This is a genomic window from Pontibacter mangrovi (assembly GCF_006385705.1).
Lineage (GTDB): Bacteria > Bacteroidota > Bacteroidia > Cytophagales > Hymenobacteraceae > Pontibacter > Pontibacter mangrovi.
In genome coordinates this window covers 333,573-349,930 of sequence record NZ_VFRQ01000004.1, presented here as the reverse complement: position 1 = coordinate 349,930, position 16,358 = coordinate 333,573, and the positions used below count along the sequence as shown (strand labels likewise).

At 54.7% G+C, this 16,358-nt stretch carries 13 protein-coding genes; 4 read left to right on the top strand and 9 right to left on the bottom strand.

What is annotated here, in order from left to right; translation table 11 throughout:
* The first annotated feature begins 37 nt into the window (after positions 1 to 37).
* Positions 38 to 1,315 carry a metabolite traffic protein EboE gene (gene eboE, locus FJM65_RS09820; protein ID WP_140621324.1) on the top strand — a complete coding sequence of 426 codons (1,278 nt, stop codon included), beginning with the start codon at positions 38 to 40 and terminating at the stop codon, positions 1,313 to 1,315.
* Entirely contained in the window at positions 1,263 to 2,669 is a 1,407-nt protein-coding gene (locus FJM65_RS09815; RefSeq protein ID WP_140621323.1) for an alkaline phosphatase family protein, read from the top strand. Before eboE ends, FJM65_RS09815 begins: the two co-directional genes overlap by 53 nt.
* 959 nt (positions 2,670 to 3,628) lie before the next feature.
* Here the strand turns inward: FJM65_RS09815 and FJM65_RS09810 are convergent.
* From FJM65_RS09810 to FJM65_RS09795, 4 genes are read right to left on the bottom strand one after another with little or no spacing between them, the layout of a single operon-like run.
* Positions 3,629 to 4,843: a DUF3570 domain-containing protein gene (locus tag FJM65_RS09810; RefSeq protein WP_140621322.1), complete on the bottom strand. Its 1,215-nt coding sequence runs from the start codon at positions 4,841 to 4,843 to the stop codon at positions 3,629 to 3,631.
* Positions 4,834 to 5,052 carry a DUF4266 domain-containing protein gene (locus FJM65_RS09805; protein ID WP_140621321.1) on the bottom strand — a complete coding sequence of 73 codons (219 nt, stop codon included), beginning with the start codon at positions 5,050 to 5,052 and terminating at the stop codon, positions 4,834 to 4,836. The genes FJM65_RS09810 and FJM65_RS09805 overlap by 10 nt, the downstream gene beginning before the upstream one ends.
* 2 nt (positions 5,053 to 5,054) lie before the next feature.
* Entirely contained in the window at positions 5,055 to 6,122 is a 1,068-nt protein-coding gene (locus FJM65_RS09800) for an FAD:protein FMN transferase (protein WP_140621320.1), read from the bottom strand.
* Positions 6,123 to 6,174: 52 nt separating this feature from the next.
* Positions 6,175 to 6,645 (bottom strand): thioredoxin family protein, encoded by a 471-nt coding sequence (locus tag FJM65_RS09795; protein WP_239022906.1) that lies wholly within the window; start codon positions 6,643 to 6,645, stop codon positions 6,175 to 6,177.
* A gap of 232 nt (positions 6,646 to 6,877) precedes the next feature.
* Between FJM65_RS09795 and FJM65_RS09790 the strand changes: the two genes are divergently transcribed.
* Positions 6,878 to 7,555, top strand: coding sequence for a response regulator transcription factor (locus FJM65_RS09790; RefSeq protein WP_140621319.1), 678 nt, complete (start codon positions 6,878 to 6,880; stop codon positions 7,553 to 7,555).
* The gene (locus FJM65_RS09785; RefSeq protein ID WP_181163685.1) at positions 7,552 to 8,793 is read left to right on the top strand and encodes a sensor histidine kinase; all 1,242 of its coding nucleotides are present in this window, start codon (positions 7,552 to 7,554) and stop codon (positions 8,791 to 8,793) included. The genes FJM65_RS09790 and FJM65_RS09785 overlap by 4 nt, the downstream gene beginning before the upstream one ends.
* 309 nt (positions 8,794 to 9,102) lie before the next feature.
* On the opposite strand, the gene FJM65_RS09780 is transcribed toward FJM65_RS09785, so the two are convergent.
* From FJM65_RS09780 to bglX, 5 genes are all read right to left on the bottom strand, one after another.
* Positions 9,103 to 9,897 carry a carboxylesterase family protein gene (locus FJM65_RS09780; RefSeq protein WP_140621317.1) on the bottom strand — a complete coding sequence of 265 codons (795 nt, stop codon included), beginning with the start codon at positions 9,895 to 9,897 and terminating at the stop codon, positions 9,103 to 9,105.
* A 72-nt stretch (positions 9,898 to 9,969) separates the two neighbouring features.
* Entirely contained in the window at positions 9,970 to 10,695 is a 726-nt protein-coding gene (locus FJM65_RS09775) for a 3-keto-disaccharide hydrolase (RefSeq protein ID WP_140621316.1), read from the bottom strand.
* 28 nt (positions 10,696 to 10,723) lie between these two features.
* Positions 10,724 to 11,557, bottom strand: coding sequence for a formylglycine-generating enzyme family protein (locus FJM65_RS09770; protein ID WP_239022905.1), 834 nt, complete (start codon positions 11,555 to 11,557; stop codon positions 10,724 to 10,726).
* Between the two features lie 12 nt (positions 11,558 to 11,569).
* Positions 11,570 to 13,888 (bottom strand): DUF7133 domain-containing protein, encoded by a 2,319-nt coding sequence (locus FJM65_RS09765; protein ID WP_239022904.1) that lies wholly within the window; start codon positions 13,886 to 13,888, stop codon positions 11,570 to 11,572.
* Positions 13,889 to 13,991: 103 nt separating this feature from the next.
* Positions 13,992 to 16,349, bottom strand: a complete 2,358-nt coding sequence (gene bglX, locus FJM65_RS09760) for a beta-glucosidase BglX (RefSeq protein WP_239022903.1) — start codon at positions 16,347 to 16,349, stop codon at positions 13,992 to 13,994.
* Positions 16,350 to 16,358: the final 9 nt, after the last annotated feature.

Below are 16,358 nucleotides of genomic sequence, written 5' to 3'. Positions count from 1 at the left end.
AATAGTATGTCCTGATGTCTCACCAAACCCAAAGACCATGATTCTGGATGAAGGTCACCATTTAACCTATTGCACCAACATACACCCCGGCGAAGGCTGGAGTGAGGTTTTCCAAAGCCTGAAAACATACTTGCCCCCTCTCAAGAAACAGCTTTCCCCCGAAAAGCCTTTTGGCATTGGCCTGCGCCTTTCGAACCAGGCCAGCGAGGATTTGCTGGAGGCAGAACGGCTGCAGGAATTTAAGGGATGGCTGCAGAGCCAGGGGCTATATGTGTTCACCATGAACGGCTTTCCGTACGGAGGCTTTCATCACCAGTCGGTAAAAGACAAGGTGCACCGCCCCGACTGGACCACCCCTGACCGACTGGACTACACGGTGCGACTGGCCAACATTCTGGCAGAGCTCCTGCCGGAAGGTATGGAAGGCGGCATTTCCACCTCGCCCCTCTCCTACAAGCCCTGGCTGCTGGAGGCCGATGAGCAGAAAGTAAAATCGGTATACGCGCAATCTACCCAGCACCTGGCAAAGCTGGTGGCAGCGCTGGTTAAACTGAAAGAGCAAACCGGCAAAACCATCCACATCGATATAGAGCCTGAGCCAGACGGACTGCTGGAAAACTCACGCGAGGTGATTAACTATTACCAGGAGTGGCTGCTGCCCGTGGGGCTGCCCTACCTGCAGGAGGAGTTGGGACTGGAGAAAGAGGCGGCACGGGAAGCGATCTATACGCACCTGCAGCTTTGCTACGACGTGTGCCACTTTGCGCTGGCTTATGAAAAACCCGCCGAGGCATTTGCCAAACTGCAGCATGCCAGCATCCGGATCGGCAAGATACAGCTGAGCGCCGCCCTCAAAACCACCTTGCCCGAGGATGTGGAAACGCGCGGAGAACTAGCCGAGACAATGGCCGTTTTTGCCGAAGACACTTACCTGCACCAAGTGGTGGAGAAAGACAAGGAAGGGCATTTAACCCAGTACCCCGACCTCACTTTTGCCCTGCAGCACATCCGAAAACCAAACGCGGTGGAGTGGCGCACGCATTTCCATGTGCCGCTGTTCACGCAGGAGTATAACGGCTTGCAGTCTACCCAGGAGGATGTGGCGGAGGTGCTGCGGCTGCTGGCGCAAAACAACGTGACCAAACACCTGGAGGTAGAAACCTATACCTGGGACGTGCTTCCAAAAGAACTGAAGAAAGACCTATCCGAATCTATCCGGCGGGAGCTGGAGTGGGTTCAGCAAAACATAAGCAACACGAAAAATGCAGAAAACGGTAGTCCTGAACATCGTCGGGCTCACGAAATCACTGATTAGCGTCACCAATACTCCTAACATAGCCAAATGGGCCGCCGGGGCAAAGCAGGCAAGTATAAAACCTGTGCTGCCGGCTGTTACCTGCACGGCACAGGCCACCTACTTTACAGGCAAATGGCCCGAAGAACACGGGATTGTAGCCAATGGTTGGTACTTTAGAGAGGAGGACGAGATTAAGCTTTGGCGGCAGTCGAACAAGCTGGTGCAGGCCCCCAAAGTATGGGAAGTGGCTAAAGCCGCCGACCCCACTTTTACCGTGGCCAACATGGGCTGGTGGTACAACATGAATACCACCGCCGACTATACCTTAACGCCGCGCCCGCAGTACCTGGCCGATGGCCGAAAGTTACCCGACTGCTACACCCAACCTGCTGACCTCCGCGACAAGCTGCAGGCGCAACTGGGTACTTTCCCGCTGTTTAATTACTGGGGGCCAAACACTTCCATCAAATCGAGCAAGTGGATTGCTGATGCCAGCAAAATGACGGATGACCTCTACAACCCGACGCTCACGCTCATCTACCTCCCCCACCTCGACTACAACCTGCAGCGCCTCGGCCCGTCGGACCCGCGCATAGCCAAAGACCTGCAGGAGATAGACGCGGTGGCCGGCGACCTGATTTCCTTTTATGAAGGTAAGGGGGCTCAGGTGATGGTTTTATCGGAGTATGGCATTTCGGATGTGAACCAGCCGGTGCACCTAAACCGGGTGCTGCGGGAGAAAGGCTACCTGAACGTGCGGGTGGAACGAGGCACAGAGCTCCTGGACATGGCCATGAGCGACGCCTTTGCCGTGGCCGACCACCAGGTGGCGCATGTGTACGTGAAGGATCCGGCGAAGATTGCCGAGGTAAAACAGCTGCTCCAGCAGGTTGATGGCATTGAGGAGGTGCTGGCGGGAGAAGAGCGCTACAAGTATAGGCTGGCGCATGAGCGTTGTGGCGAGATTGTGGTTGTAGCCAAGGCCAATGCCTGGTTTACCTATTATTTCTGGCTCGATGATAAAAAAGCCCCGGACTATGCCCGCATGGTCGACATCCACAAAAAGCCTGGCTTCGACCCGGTTGAGATGTTCATCGACCCTAAGATTAAATTCCCGATGCCGCTGATTGCCGCGAAGCTACTGAGGAAAAAGCTCGGGTTCCGGACAGTGCTGGACATCATTCCGCTGGACGCTAGCCTGATCAAAGGCTCGCACGGGCGCATACCGGAAGATAAGCAAGAGTGGCCGCTGCTGCTTACAAAGTATAAAACGGACCTGCCCCAGGAGATACAGGCTGTGGATGTGTTTAACCTGATGCTGGAGCACCTGCAGGTACCCAAGCCGGAGCCGGTGTTTATCGCGGAGGCTTGATCAGGAAATGAATTATATTAAAACGCCCGCTGCCGAAATTGTGCAGCGGGCGTTTTGTTTTTAAACCTGCCGCAGCTGTTATCCCTCACCTGAACTTGTGCATTTATACTTCCATGGCGCCCCGAAGGCGTTCGGGGTGCCTCGCTATAGCCACTGCTCTTCTTCCGCTGTTCCGGACATCCTTGTCCGGAACCTGAGCTGCTGCGGATTTTCAAGGCCGCGAAAGCCGTATTTGCTTTGGCTATACTTTATACTTACACTGGCTTTCCCTGGCGCAAGCGTCCGCTTGTGCCTTCTCCTGCTTTAGCCGCCGCTTCCTGCAATTGGAGGCAAGCTATCCTTTCTAGCTGCCGTTCACCCTCAGCCTTACATACCTAAAGTTGCATTTCATACTTTGGTGACCTTCCAGGCCGGGAGGCCTCATCTTCCCGCATCGCGCTGTGTTCCCTTCCTTTGCTCAATGCCCTTGCAGGGCACCGGAATCTCACAAGGCGCTCAACGGAAAGATTGGGTTCAGGTTAAATAGCCACTGCTTTCCGAACAGTCCCCCTTCGAAGGGGGCAGGGGGATGAAAATCACCTGCAGAATTTTAAATAGATCTCTCACAGCTACGCTGGCTCTTTTCGGCTCTCGCCTCAAGAGTATTCGAGATGACAGGGAGAGAAGGAAGTATAATCCCCCTCCTTATCCAAGGAGGGGCTAGGGGTGGTCGGGCCCGGTGCTGCAGAAACTCCCTCCCCAGTTCTTAGGGGAGTGTCGGGCTCGGGTGAATTCCCCTCTTCTGGACTAGCCAAAACGGGAGTTTTGAACTAACGAGCGTAGCTCTTAGCGCTGGGTTTATACTTCTGCTGATGACAAAAGATGACAAAACTTATACTTCTGAAACAGGCAACTACGATAGACGGATAAAAAGAGAGAGGCCACTGTTGCAGTGGCCTCTCTCTTTCTATACTATACTTTTACTCTGATGGAATGGTAAAACCCAGGTCCGTGCTGATCAGGAAGGCCTTGAGGCCGTCGCTGCGCCAGTACTGGGAGGCACGTAGTTCTATACTTTTGAGCTTGGTGTCGTTGCTGGTGAAAGGCAAGCCGAACTTGGCCACGCCAAACAGCGGGGAGTAGCGCACACCCAGGCCTACCTTATGGCTGCTCAGCTCTGACAGGTCGTAATCAGAAGTATAAAATTCCTCGCTGAGCGAGTGTTCCTTGTAGGGTGCAAAGTAGTCGGCGGCGGTTTGGGTGTGGAAGCGGTAGAACGGATAGATAGAGAAGAACGGTCCCATTTTAAACGGCGTCTCCAGCTCTATCGTGTTGCCTGTTATGCCCCAGTCGTCGGTGTAAAAGCGGTAGAACATGCGCGCCGTCAGCAGATCGCTGATATAGTAGTTGGCGCGCAGACCAATCGGAAACTTCAGGCGGCTGTCGGGCAGCTGCTCTACCAGTGCCTCCTCCTGCTCCTGCACATATACCCTATGGAACGGTGTGGATAGCAGCCCTGTTTGGTATACCACGTCAGCCGTAAGCGAGGCCTGGAACCTCTTGGTAATCACCTGCGACACAGTAGCAGTAAAATTGAAAGACTGGCGCTTGTCGGTGTCCACCAGGTCGCCGCGGCCGCGAAGCTCTATCGGGTAAATGATCTTCCATTTATCTATAAAAATCTGCCCTGCAAAGCTCACCTCCCGGTTCCCGTCCTGCGACTCCTGGGCCCAGCTGCCCGCCAGCGAGAACGAGTTATAGTCATACTCGTTAGAGCCGCCCACCGTAACGCTCTTGGTAACCCGGCTCAGGCTGTTGCGCCGGCTCAGGCCCACATTAATGTGCGTACGCATATCCGAGCTGGAGGCCGAAGACACGTTATAGTCAATCTTGTCGGTAGAGGCCGATGAGTAAAAGTCCATCCCGAAGTTTACCAGCAGGTTCGTAACGGTGTCGAGCGGCACGTTTACGATCACGGTGGGCGTTACGTCCGTCAGCTCCTCGGTGCCGATGCCGCCCGTCACAGGCGAATGGTTGCCGTCCTGGCTGTAGTAGCTGGCCAGGATATTCACATCGGCGGGAGGCAGCTCCTGTACACGCTTGGAGGCCTCAGCAGCAGTGTTTTGGGCAAAGGCGCCACTGGCAACCATCGCAAAGGCTGCCGCAAGGGCTGTAGTCTTGTATCTTAATTGCATCCGCAACCTCCTCCCACTTTACCGCCGTTTGCTCCGGAGGCACCTTCCCGGTACGACTCGAAATTCGTTTCAAAGCTCTCCAGTTTTCTGGCGCTCAGCTTCATCTCCTCCTCATTCAGGTAAGTTTTCTGGTAAGGCTTCACGGCTTCGCAGCTGCTAAGCATAGCCAGCAGCGGGAATACCATCAGTACCATTTTTCGCTTTTTCATAGTTATTTCATCTGCTCTTTACCACTTGCGGCAGTGGCATCGGCAGGTTTCTTTTTATTTTGGTAAAAATGCAGGTTTAGTTTCTCGGAGGTCACGATCTTATCGTCATCGGTCACCAGAAGGCATTCCACGCCTTTTAGCTGGTTTATCAGGTACAGCCCCTCCTCCGGCCCCAGCACCGACACGGCAGTAGCCAGCGCATCGGCCAGTTCCCCGTTTGGGCACACCACCGTCACGCTTTTCAAGCCTTCGGCAGGATAGCCTGTTCTGGGGTCAATGATGTGCGAGTAGCGCTTGCCACCCAGGTCCACATACTTTTCGTAATTGCCGGAGGTAACAACGGCAGTGTTATCGGCAGTGAGCCACGAGAATACCTTGTCTTTCTCAGCCGGGTCGGCAATGCCCACGTACCACGGCTCGCCATTGGCCTGCTTGCCCCAGGTCACCATGTCGCCGGCAGCGTTTACCACCCCCCCGGCTATTCCCATCTCGCGCATTACATCGCGGGCGCGGTTGGCGGCATAGCCTTTGCCAATAGCCCCGAAGCCAATCTTCATGCCCGGTTCTTTCAGGTACACGCTGTGGTCTTTAGGGTTCAGGATGATGTTTTTATAATTGATTTTGGAGACAGAGGCGGCCACTTCCTCGGGCGAGGGAACAGTTTTCATGCTGCCGTCATACTTCCAGACGTTGTAGATAGAGGCAAACGAAATATCAAATGCGCCGCCCGTCATCTGGGAGATTCGGTTGCTGCGGCTGATCAGGTCATAGAGCTCCTCGTCTACCACTACGGGTTTGATGCCGGCATTGCGGTTTATCTCGCTGGTTTGGGAGGTAGTTTGCCACTCTGAAATAAGCGCCTCGATGCGTTGGATCTCTTTTATGCCGGCGTCTATGGCTTCCCAGGCTTTCTGCGGATCATGGCTGACGGCAACCAGCTCAAAGCGGGTGCCCATCAGTTTCAGCACTTTCTTCTGAGCCTCAGGCTCTTTGGTAGGCAGGCGCTGCGCCTGCACCTGCATCAGGCCCGCACAGCAGATCATCCAAAGTATAAAAAGGCGTTTAAGCATAAAAGCATATACGAAAAAGATGCCCACTTTTGTTAAAGTGGGCATCTTAAAATTAGTTCTTCTGGAGCTGTTTCAGGTGCTCAATGTATTTTTCAGGGCCGCCGGCTTTATAGCCCGTCTTGGCGATTACGTTACCGTTCTCGTCGGTAAGCACCACCAGCGGGAAAATACCCTCCGGGTTATACTTGGCAGCCAGTTCCTCGTTGCGCTTTGTCTGGTCGGCAGGCAGCTGGTTCTTTTTCATTCTCGGGAAATCCAGCTCCAGCAGCACCAGGTTATCGGCTGCATACTCTTTAAACGCCTCCGACTCCCATACTTCCTTGCGCAGCATGATGCAGGGCTTGCACCAGTCTGAGCCGGCAAATACCATCATAATAGGCTTGTGCTCGGCTTTAGCCTCGGCGGCGGCTTCGGCATAGGTTATGTTCCATCCTTTCGGCGACACCGGGGTGCCGGCAAAAGCGTTGCTAAGGGTCAGGGTCAGTCCAAAAAACAAGGCAAAAAAGGCTCTCTTTATCATCATCTTCTCTCTAATTTAGGTTCTGCAGCAAATGCTACTATCCATACATTCAAAAAGCGTGCAGTTTTCACATCTTCTTTTTAAAAGAGCATAATTTGTAGTGCTAATAGCGCAAATAATTCTGTAGAAAATCTATAGAAAAGCCTGCGAATGTTTATTTAGAACCATTATTGAGGCAATTTATAGTATACTTACAGCTAAGTAAAAATGTACTACAATACCGCAGATAACCAGTATGAAGCTACTGATTGTAGAGGACGAGCAGGCGCTACGGGAAGAAACGGCCAGCTACCTGACGGAGCGGGGATACCTGTGTGAGTTAGCTGGAAATTATGCCGAAGCCGAGGACAAGATGCTGCTCTATGAGTACGACACCATTGTGCTGGATATTTCCCTGCCTGACGGCGATGGCCTGCAGCTGCTGCGCCACCTGAAGAAACACCGCCCGGATGCTGGCGTTCTCATCCTGTCTGCCAAAGACTCGCTGCCTGATAAGCTGGAGGGCCTGAACCTGGGCGCCGATGACTACATTACCAAACCTTTTCACCTGGAGGAACTGAATGCCCGCATTAACGCCCTGATCCGGAGGAAGAGCCTAAGCGGAACACCCGAGATAAAAGCCGGAGAAGTGCTGATTGACACGGCCGCCAAAACGGTGCACGTAAGAGACGAAGCGCTGACGCTTACCCGCAAAGAGTATGAGCTGCTGCTCTACCTCATCCTGAACCAGAACCGTGTGGTAAGCCAGCAGGCCATTGCCGAGCACCTGTGGGGCAACAGCTACGACATGGCCGACAATTTCAATTTTATCTACCTGCACATCCGTAACCTGCGCAAGAAGCTACGCGCCAGCACCGGCAACGACCATATCAAAACCATGTATGGCATGGGCTACAAATGGGAGTCGGCATGAGGCTGCTGCAAAAGATAAACAAGGCTTACCTGGTTTCTTCTGCGGTGGTGCTGGCCGTGTGCAGCACGCTTTTATACTTTATACTTCAGCGGCAGGCGCAGCTTGAGATAGACGAGGAGCTTGCCTTACAAGAGGAGCTCATTTCCGCCCAGATTGCGCAGGGCCAGATGCCCAGCTTCCCGCTGACGGACGTGCGGCAACTAAATTCCACCGCCCGCCCCTCTACAATGTATGGCGACTCCGTTGTGTTCGACCGGTTGCAGCTGGAGCATGAGGATTATCGCTACCTACGCTCTGTTAAAAGTATAAACGGGAAGACCTACAGCATTATGGTGATGGACGCCCATGTGGGCTGGGCGGATTATTACCTCACTATCTTTGCCGTTTTTCTGGTGATGGCGCTGCTGCTGGGTTGTACGGGCCTGCTGGTGAACTACTTTGCGGCCCGCAGCATCTGGCAGCCTTTTTTCCAGAACCTGAAAGTATACCGCAGCCACTCCGTCAGCTCCGGCAGCCCCTTGCAGCTGCAGCCGTCGAATGTGCAGGAGTTCCGGGAAATGCAGCTGGCCCTGCAGGAACAGACGCAGCGGAGCAGGCAGGAGTACCTGGCCCTGCGCGAGTTTACCGAAAATGCCTCGCATGAGATTCAGACCCCGCTGGCCATTATCCAGGCCAAGCTGGACAGGCTGAGCCAGTACCCCATCTCCGGGGAAATGATGCACCACCTGGCCCTGGCCCGCGACAGCGTTAGCCGCCTCTCACGCATCAACAAAAACCTGCTGCTCCTTACCAAACTGGAAAACCGTGCTTTCGAAGAAAAAGAACAGCTTGACCTTCGCCCACTCCTGCAGGCGCAACTGGACCAGATGGAGGACTTGTTTGAGATGAAGCACATCGCGCTGCAGACCGAAATTTCTGCCACAGCCCTGCAAGCCAACCGTTACCTGATAGACATCCTGCTCTCTAACCTGCTGGCCAACGCCTTGCGCTATACGCCGGAAAACGGTAAAGTAAGTATTCGGCTGTCGCCGGAGCGGCTGGAGGTGGCAAATTCCGGGGCACCCCTAACCCTGACGGAAGACCAGCTGTATGCGCGTTTTAAGAAGGGCCGGGCTAACAGCGGGCAGTCTACCGGTTTGGGCCTAGCCATTGCCAAAGGCATCTGCGAGGCTCATGGGTGGCAGCTTCGGTATCGCTACAGCGGCGAGGAGCATCATTTCGAAGTTCGCTTTGCTTAATTCGACTTCAGCCAAACCCACCCCTATAGAGCTACGCTCGGTGCAGGGTCGTTTCATTCTCTTTTTTCCTGTCATCCTGAAAGGATCTTGGTAGCAAGTAGCAAAAGCTTAACCTCCCATCCATCAAGTTTCTTAACAGAATGACAAATCATTTTAACCAGATTTATTGGAATGAAACGACCTTGCAGAAAAGGGGGGTATACGCGTGGACGATTATCATTCCCCTGCCCCCTTCGAAGGGAGACTTGGTCCTTGCTCCGTAGCTAAGACTATGACTATCAAGCCTCTGCCTCCAAATAATACCATACTTTATTTCTCGTGCGAGAACAGCCACGGCAACAGCTCGAGTTCATAGAAGGCATAGTCCCAGCTGTTGTGGTCCACGCCCGGGTAAACGGTTAGCTTCACGTCGCCGCCGGCGGTCTCTATGGCCCCGGCCATGATTCTGGAGTGCTCCACCGGCACCACGCTGTCCTCCTCCCCATGGAAGATCCAGATGCCGCCGATCTTCTTCGCATACTTCCTGGCTGTTTCCGGTGCGCCGCCCCCGCAGATAGGGAAGGCGGCGGCAAAGGTTCTGGGCTTGCGCCACAGCAGCTCAAAGGTGCCCATGCCGCCCATCGACAGGCCTCCCACATACATGCGCTCCTTGTCTACCTGGCCGCTTTTCTCCAGCTCCTTCAGCAGGCCCAGCAGCGCGCTCATGGCTTTGGTTGGCTTCCCACCCTTTTGAAAGTTGAAGGTGCGCTTGCCGTTCTCCGACGTCACGATGTTGACGTTGGACCAGTAGCTGTCTTTCGGGCACTGCGGGAACACAACGATGGCCGGGTACTTCTCCTGGTTCACCCAGAAAAGCTCCGGTCCGTAGGCCAACTGCGCTTTGTTGTCATCACCGCGCTCACCGGCCCCGTGCAGCACCAACACCAGCGGGTATTTTTCGTCGGGGTTAAAGTTCTTCGGGTACAGGATGCGGTAAGGCAGCGTATCGTTGCCCTGCACGTATACTTTGTGCTCGTAAGCCTCCAGCCCTTTCTGCGCCTGTACCTTCATATTTGCCAGCAGCAGCAACAGCAGCGCCAGTAAAGGGAGTTTATACTTTGTCATATCGATCTGTTTATACTTTTACTTAAGTTTAATTACCGTCTGTATACTAATGGCACTTGCCTTCTGAATCCGTTATTCTTCCAAATCCTCACCCAGTTCCTTGATGGCAATGTTCCGGAAACGGTGTTCTGCACCCGGGGCCCATAAGTTCAAGCCACAGCAATCGCCGGCTACAGGGGAGTATAAGGCGGTCCAGTGGGATTGGAAGCCGATCATACCTTCGGTAGCCCCGGCTACAAAATCATTCCTGGGCTGTTTTACTTCCCACATTTTCACGCCATTTATCCAAAGCGTGATGCGCGGCTCCTCGCCTACCATCCGTATCCGGAACGAGTTCCAGTCGTTTGGCTTCCATACCTTAGGGCGGTCTGTTGCCTTGGCGGGCACACTCACCTGCATCCGCTCCCCTAACAGATGGCCGGTACTGCCGGCAGCATCGTCCAGCTCTATTTGGTATGCCATACCGCTTTCGGAGGACCGGATAAAGATGCCGCCATTCGTAAACGAATCAATCTTGGCCTCCAGGTAAAGGTCAAAATTCTTATACTTCTTATCAGACAACAGCACGCCCCCCTGCCCATAGGGATTTTGCCGCAGCACGATCGTCCCCTTCTCTACCCGAACATCCGGAGTGGTGCCCTGGTGGGTAGTGCGGGAGATGTGCCACCCGTTCAGGTTCTTTCCGTTAAAGATCGGCTTGAACCCTTCCGGTACCTGCGCATTGGCGGCATGGCAAATAAAGGCGACATGGCAAATAAAAATGAATAAAAGGACCGTTAAAGTATGTATCAGCCGCATAGATCTCTTTTAGAAAGGTTGATAAGAATTAGGGCCTGGCCTCCACGACCACCCGAAAACCGACGTCGAAGCCATTGCCCGGACCGGCGGCATGCGTCATGTAGGTGGCATTTTTGGCATCGCCGGTAAAAGAGGCGCCTTTCAGCACGTGCTGGGTGCCCTTTCGGGGAGGAACCGGATCGGCAAATATTTGCTCGTTGTAATAATCGTCCACCCACTCCCATACATTACCGATCATATCGTGCAGGCCCCAGGCGTTCGGCTGTTTGGAACCTACCGCACGGGTGGTTGTGTCGCTGATCACCCCCATTGCCCGCGCCTCTCCCCACGCAATATCATCCTCAGTTCCTGCGCGCGCGGCATACTCCCACTCGAACTCCGTGGGCAGCCGGTAAGTATATTGCTTGTCCAGCTTGTTCAGCTTTTTGATAAACTTCCGAGCATCTTTCCAGGTAACATTCCCGACAGGGTGCTTCCCGGCGTCTCCGGCCACTTTATCGCCCTTGAAAAAAGAAGGGTTGCTTCCCATTACCTTCTCCCATTGCTCCTGCGTTACCTCATACTTGCCTATATAATAAGGGCAGTCCAGGGATACCGTAAAGCCGGGCATGGCAGCCGCTGCCGCCATTTCCTTCGCCTCTTTGTAAGCCGCCGGCGGAAGAAACTCCCTGTCCTGACCAGGCTGAGGCCCCACGTACGGGCTTACCGTCGGCTGAAATTTGCCAACCACCATTTTTCCTGGCTTTATCAGCACAAACTCCATCCCGATGCTGTTGGTAAAGGTCGCCTCCTGTGCCAGCAACGGCATCACGGGCAGCGCATAAAGTGCCAGTAAAAGTATGATCTTGTTTTTCAGGTGCATGGTTTCTTCCGCTTACTTTTCATCAGCCCAGTTGCGTTGCGTGGTGCGGTAGCCTTTGTGTACTTCCAGGTACTGCAGCGTTGCGCCACCAGGTATCAGTTCAATACGATCGCGTACTTCTTTCACCTCTTCGGGTCTAATCACGGAGGCTTTGTTGCCAAGGTCGCTGCTGTTGCGCACATAGCTAAGCACCGCTGCGATCCACTCGTCGCTCTGGCCTGCCATGGAGGGCATCATATCCGCATACTCTTTGCCGTCTATGGGCCCTTGCAAGCCGTGCATCATAATCTCGATGGGCAGTATTTTATCAGTGCCTCTCAGGCGGGGAGACCCAGCCAGCGGTGGTGCCGGCATGCGTCCGCCCACCTGTATCCCTTTGCCCTGGGGCCCGTGGCAATTGGTGCACAGCTGGTTATAAATTACTGCTCCCTTCGCGATCAAAGCCCTGTCTTCGGGGCTGATGTTTTTCACTCTTTCCCGCTCTTCCGCAATTCTCCTGTGCGTTTCCACAAATGATTTGTAAGACGATTGCATGACTTCGTCGTTGGGGTAGGCGGCCAGAAGGTCTTTTACCACCTGCTTCGCCTGCTCCGTATCATTTGAGCGCAGCGACAGGGAAAGCTGGAGGCGCACATCAGGGCTGGGGTCGTTTTTCAGGTCGCTGAGCTTCTCGATCACCTCCTGGTCATTTTGCTTAGTATACATTTCGCTTATCCAAACCGCCGTTTTTCTGATTTGAGGATCAGCATCAGCAAGGGCTTTGAACAGCACCTCTTTGTTCATGGCACCCAGGCCCTCCAGCGTCCACAGTGCATGAACCCGTGTCACATCGTTCGGCTTCTTCTTCAGCGTGGCCTTCTTACCCAAGGCGATCTTCTGCAGGGTTGGGATAACCGATTTATCGTTTCTGAGCACCAGCAAGGTCTGTGCATTGTCGCGCCACCAGCCGTTGGGGTGCTGCAGGTACGTTACCAGTTTGCTGGCAGGTTCATCCAGCATGTTCGGGCGTTGCTTGTCCAGTTCATGGTCTTCGTGCACCACACGGTAGATGCGCCCCATGCCCCTGTTCTTGTACAGCTCTTTTTGCTCAATGATGCTGCCCAGGTACGTGCCTGGCCCCGACCACTCGCTTTCCTGTATAATGCCATGGTACATGTCCACGATGTATAACGCTCCGTCCGGACCGGTATAAGTGTTGATGGGACGGAAGTTAAAGTCCGCTGACGCCAGCCAGTCCTTCCCTTCGTACACATTGTCAATCACAATTTTGCCTTCTTTATTTTTAATCTTACCCCGCTTGATAATACGCCCCACCGGCTCCGCTATAAAATAATCTCCAACCATATCTTTTGGCATCCGATCGCCGCGGTAGATGGACTGGCCGCAGCCCGAGGTGAAATGGTTTAAAGTGTTGTCTTCCGGGCGCAGCGCCTTTTCCCCACCCTGCGCATCCGTCGTCCCGATGATGGGCCACGGCACAGCAAACTCCGGCGTAAACTGATCCTTGAAATTCAGGGCACCGTAGGCGGGCATCTGTTGTATCTGCACGGCAGGCAAGCCCGGGCCGGCTTCTGAAAAGTATAGACGGCCATAGTCGTCGTTGGTGATGCCCCACTGCCCTGTCATGTTGTCGATCATGGTGTCTGCCTCCAGCACACCGTTTTTATACTTGTAGCGCAGGTTATCGCGGGTAGGGTAAATCCAGTTGTCGCGGTTCCACATCAGGCCACCGTTCTGGTGCTCCAGGTTTCTCAGGTCGATCTCTTCGTTGCGGAACACCATTTTCTTCTCGTCGGCTTTGTCGTCTCCGTTGGTGTCGCGATAGCTCCAGATGTGCTTCAGGTTGGTTTCCTGCACCAGCACCTGGTCGCCGAGGGGCAGTACCACGCGCGGCAGCACCAGGCTATCGACAAAAATGGTATACTTATCCATCTTGCCGTCGCCGTTCGTGTCCTCCAGCAACTTGATGCGGCTGGTAGGTGCAAACTGGTTCGAGCCCTCCGAATCGATCATGTAGGTGTTCATCTCCGCCACATACATTCTGCCGTTTCCGTCCCAGGCAAGCGCGACGGGCTCCTGCACCATCGGCTCGCTGGCCACCAGCTCTACCCGGTACCCAGGCGGGAGCACCATTTTGCTGATGCTTTCTTCCGGAGAGAGAGGGGCAACAGGCGGATCTTTGTCTACCACCTCCCGCTCAAAAGTCTCTTCCCGGGCATCTTTTTTGGGGCTACAATAGGTGCAGATAAACAAAAAGAAGGCCGCCATCCCGATTGCTCGAATCGTGTGGGCGGCTTTCTTCCTATATGGTGTAATCCGATAGATGTGCATCTTGATGTACTAAGGGTTGGTCGTGCTTCAACCTTTGCTGATAAAAGGTTGTGCCGCCGCCGGCTTTTCAGGGCTAGCGACGGCTACTCAACCTAATTGTCTTTTACTCTGTCACGGTGAAGCTGGCCTCCTTCACGTCGCGGGAGTTGGTGCCAACATATACCTTAAACTCACCCGGCTCCAGTACAAAGTCCAGGTCGTTGTTGTAGAACTTCAGGTCTTCCGGCTCGATGGTAAAGGTCACCGTTTTGCTCTCGCCTTTTTTAAGGCTGATCTTCTCGAATCCTTTCAGCTCCTTCACCGGGCGGGTGATCGTTCCCACCACATCCTGCACGTACAGCTGCACTACTTCCTCACCATCGAAGTTGCCGGTGTTCTGCACGTTTACCGTTACTTCCACACTCTCACTAGGGCTGATGGTGCTCTTGCTGAGCTTTGGCTGCGAGTAGTTGAAGGTGGTATAGCTCAGGCCATAACCGAACGGGTACAGCGGATCGTTCGTCACGTCCATGTAGCGCGATTTATACTTGTCCAATAGCTGCCCGTTGTACGGACGGCCGGTGTTTTTGTGGTTGTAGTACAGCGGGATCTGACCCACCACCTGCGGGAAAGTGGCGGTAAGTTTACCGGACGGGTTATATTCCCCGAACAGCACATCGGCAATGGCATTGCCTGCCTCGGTACCGGCAAACCAGGTTTCCAGGATGGCATCGGCATTCTCATCCTCCCAGGCCAGGGCCAGCGGACGACCGTTCATCAGTACCACCACCAGCGGCTTACCGGTTTTCTTCAGGGCCATCAACAGTTCACGCTGCTTGCCCGGCAGGGTAATGTCGGCGCGGCTGGCGGCCTCCCCTGTCATGCCCTGTGCCTCGCCTACCACAGCCACGATCACATCAGAGGATTTGGCAACCTTCACAGCCTCGGCAATCATCTGCTCCGAAGAACGCTTGTCTATCTGCAGCTCGCCGCCATGCGCGTTCAGGCGCTGGATCATCTGCTCATCGTCAGTAATATTGGCTCCTTTGGCATAGTTGATCTTGATGCTGCTGTCCGCCACATTGCGGATTCCCTGCTCCAGCGACACAGCCTGCTTCCAGTCGCCGGCGCCGCTCCAGTTACCTATCAGGTCGCGCTGATTTTTGGCCAGCGGGCCAACCAGGGCAATGGTGCCGGTCTTCTTCAACGGCAGCACCTGCTTCTCATTTTTCAGGAGTACCATGCTTTTACGGGCAATCTCGCGGGCCGCCTGGCGGTACTCCGGCTTCATGATAGTTGTCTTGGCGCGCTGCTCATCGGCGTACTTGTACGGATCCTCAAAAAGGCCCAGTTTATACTTTGCCTCCAGGATGCGGCGGGCAGCGGTGGTAATCTCCTCTTCGGTTACCTTGCCTTCCGCCACTGCCTGCTTCAGGTGCTTCAGGAACACCTCGCCTACCATGTCCATGTCCACGCCGGCTTTCAGGGCCAGTGCCCCTACGTGCGCCTCGTCGCCCACGCCGTGTGCTATCATCTCGTTGATGGCGGTGTAGTCGGTCACCACCATGCCATCGAAGCCCCATTGGTCGCGCAGGAGTTCTGTGAACAACCACCTGTTGCCAGTAGCCGGCACCCCGTTAATTTCATTAAAAGAGGTCATCACACTACCCGCACCGGCGTCTATGGCTGCCTTGTAAGGCGGCAGGTACTCGTTGAACATGCGGTTCATACTCATATCCACAGTGTTGTAGTCGCGGCCGGCCTCGGCGGCACCGTACAGGGCAAAGTGCTTCACGCAGGCCATCACGGTGTTGTACTGGGTCAGGTCGTTGCCCTGATAGCCTTCCACCATGGCCCTGGCCACCTGCGAGCCCAGGTACGGGTCTTCGCCGGCCCCCTCAGCGATGCGGCCCCATCGGGCATCGCGGGCAATGTCCACCATCGGAGAGAACACCCAGTTCAGGCCATCGGCAGAGGCCTCTTCAGCGGCGATGCGGGCGCTGCGCTCAATGGCGTCCATGTCCCAGCTGGTGGAGAGGCCCAGCGGAATCGGGAAAATGGTGCGGTGCCCGTGGATCACGTCGTAGCCAAACAAGAGCGGAATCTTCAGGCGCGTGTTATTTACGGCAAACTCCTGCAGCTTTCTGGCCGCCACCGGGGTATAGGTGTTAAACACACCGCCCACGTTGCCCTTGCGGATGTTCTCGTCCACGTTCTCGCTCACCACCGGCCCGGTCACGTCGAAGCCCACCGATACCAGGTTCAGCTGCCCGATCTTCTCCTCCAGCGTCATCTGGCTCAGGAGGCTATCCACGAACTGGCGCATGCGCGGGTCTGCCGTACTTCTGCCCATAGCGGCTGTGGTCTGCGTTTGTTCCGCTGTTTCGGTTTGCGGGGCGGTGGAGCCTTGCTGCGCCGTGTTGCATTGCGTGCTGGCCAATCCGATCGACATGACCAGGGCGGTACGTATGATTCGTTTCATGTATTCTTT

Bases quoted from the DNA above. Each gene is read 5' to 3' on its own strand.
- eboE (WP_140621324.1), top strand. From the start codon at position 38: ATGATTCTGGATGAAGGTCACCATTTAACCTATTGCACCAACATACAC.
- FJM65_RS09815 (WP_140621323.1), top strand. From the start codon at position 1,263: ATGCAGAAAACGGTAGTCCTGAACATCGTCGGGCTCACGAAATCACTG.
- FJM65_RS09810 (WP_140621322.1), bottom strand. From the start codon at position 4,843: ATGCAATTAAGATACAAGACTACAGCCCTTGCGGCAGCCTTTGCGATG.
- FJM65_RS09805 (WP_140621321.1), bottom strand. From the start codon at position 5,052: ATGAAAAAGCGAAAAATGGTACTGATGGTATTCCCGCTGCTGGCTATG.
- FJM65_RS09800 (WP_140621320.1), bottom strand. From the start codon at position 6,122: ATGCTTAAACGCCTTTTTATACTTTGGATGATCTGCTGTGCGGGCCTG.
- FJM65_RS09795 (WP_239022906.1), bottom strand. From the start codon at position 6,645: ATGATGATAAAGAGAGCCTTTTTTGCCTTGTTTTTTGGACTGACCCTG.
- FJM65_RS09790 (WP_140621319.1), top strand. From the start codon at position 6,878: ATGAAGCTACTGATTGTAGAGGACGAGCAGGCGCTACGGGAAGAAACG.
- FJM65_RS09785 (WP_181163685.1), top strand. From the start codon at position 7,552: ATGAGGCTGCTGCAAAAGATAAACAAGGCTTACCTGGTTTCTTCTGCG.
- FJM65_RS09780 (WP_140621317.1), bottom strand. From the start codon at position 9,897: ATGACAAAGTATAAACTCCCTTTACTGGCGCTGCTGTTGCTGCTGCTG.
- FJM65_RS09775 (WP_140621316.1), bottom strand. From the start codon at position 10,695: ATGCGGCTGATACATACTTTAACGGTCCTTTTATTCATTTTTATTTGC.
- FJM65_RS09770 (WP_239022905.1), bottom strand. From the start codon at position 11,557: ATGCACCTGAAAAACAAGATCATACTTTTACTGGCACTTTATGCGCTG.
- FJM65_RS09765 (WP_239022904.1), bottom strand. From the start codon at position 13,888: ATGCACATCTATCGGATTACACCATATAGGAAGAAAGCCGCCCACACG.
- bglX (WP_239022903.1), bottom strand. From the start codon at position 16,349: ATGAAACGAATCATACGTACCGCCCTGGTCATGTCGATCGGATTGGCC.